Annotated in this window: 2 protein-coding genes; both read left to right on the top strand. The window is 48.0% G+C overall.

Going from position 1 to position 1459, the window contains the following annotated elements; all coding sequences use genetic code 11:
• Positions 1 to 703 (top strand): FKBP-type peptidyl-prolyl cis-trans isomerase (locus tag O71_RS20970; protein ID WP_007661293.1); only part of this gene is annotated, 703 nt, incomplete at its 5' end.
• Between the two features lie 27 nt (positions 704 to 730).
• A complete protein-coding gene (locus tag O71_RS20965) occupies positions 731 to 1273 on the top strand; it encodes an FKBP-type peptidyl-prolyl cis-trans isomerase (RefSeq protein WP_007661291.1) in 543 nt (180 codons plus the stop codon).
• Positions 1274 to 1459: the final 186 nt, after the last annotated feature.

The raw sequence follows: 1459 nt of genomic DNA, 5'->3' as shown, positions 1-1459 counted from the left end.
CCAGCAGGGCCAGCCGGTGATGCTGCCAGTAATGGAGCCAACCTTCAAAGGTAGCCTTGAAGACGCCCTGACGATGATGCGCGCTGGCGACAGCGGCGTGTTCAAGATCAGCGTGGACTCACTTTTCGCTAATACCTTCAACCAGCCGATGCCTCCATTCATTAAGCCAGGCACGCACTTCACGTTCTTCCTGAAAGCTGACAAAATCCAGTCTGAGGAAGAGGCGATTGCAGACCAGCAGAAGATGTTTGAGGAGCAGATGCTTGCTCAGCAGGAGCGTGCCAAAGAGCAGATCAAAGTTGACGACGCCAAAATTCAGGAGTACATCAAAGAGAAAGGCCTGAAGAATGTGCAGAAGACAGATGCTGGTGTATACTATGTGGTAACACAGCCTGGCAAAGGTCCGAAAGCAAAAGCAGGTGACAATGTATCAGTACATTACAAACTGTCTTTCCTGGACGGTAAAGAGCTGGAGTCTTCTTACGACAACCCGATGAGCGGTGGTCAGCCGTTTACGTTCCCGCTTGGCCAGGGCCAGGTGATTCCGGGTTGGGACGATGGTATTGCGCAATTGAACGAAGGTAGCAAGGCTATCCTGTTGATCCCATCTACATTGGCGTACGGCGAGCAGGCTCGTGGCGAACAAATGCCAGCCAACTCGATCCTGCGCTTCGACGTGGAGCTTGTTGACATTAAAAACTAATATCAGATTACCTTTAACCTGAATATCATGAACCTGACACACAAAAAGCAGAAACTGAGCACATGGTTTGCAAAAGCTCTTTTCTTGTTCGTTGTACTGGTCTCTTTTGCATCATGCAAAGAAGATAACAGGAACCCTTACTATGTAACGCCTGAGCAAATTGAAGCTCAGAAGAAAATAGATGAGGAGACGATCAGGAAGTATTTCAGGACTAATAATGTAGACACGACCAAGGTAGTGCGCCTGAACAGCGGTCTTTATATCCTAACTAAGAAAGAAGGTGAAGGAGACAAAATCAAGGCAGGGCAGTATGCAGAGGTAAACTACATTGGCCGAAACATCAGCAACGATGTATTCGATAGCTCTTTCAGAACAGGTAAACCCTTTTCGGTGCTAGTAGGTGCTGGTCAGGTGATCAAAGGCTGGGACGAAGGACTTCAGCAGTTGCGTAAAGGCGAAGAAGCAAACCTGTATATCCCATCTTACCTGGGGTATGGCTACTACGGTAGCAACAGTATTCCGCCAAACTCCGTGCTGATCTTCGAAATAGATGTACTGCAGGTACGCTAACAGCTACTTTAATACTAACAGAAAAGGCGATGCAGATGCATCGCCTTTTCTGTTTTTTAGCTAAGTACTTCTGATAAGATGGCCAGCGATTTTATCTCGCCCAGCCGCTCTACATGGAGTTGGTAATACCGGATCAGGATGGAAAGCATTTCGCGACGCACCTTACCGTTCGGTATAGCCGCCTGC

Origin of the sequence: Pontibacter sp. BAB1700 (assembly GCF_000277005.1) — a bacterium.
GTDB classification, from domain to species: domain Bacteria; phylum Bacteroidota; class Bacteroidia; order Cytophagales; family Hymenobacteraceae; genus Pontibacter; species Pontibacter lucknowensis.
This window is presented reverse-complemented; position numbering and strand designations above follow the sequence as displayed.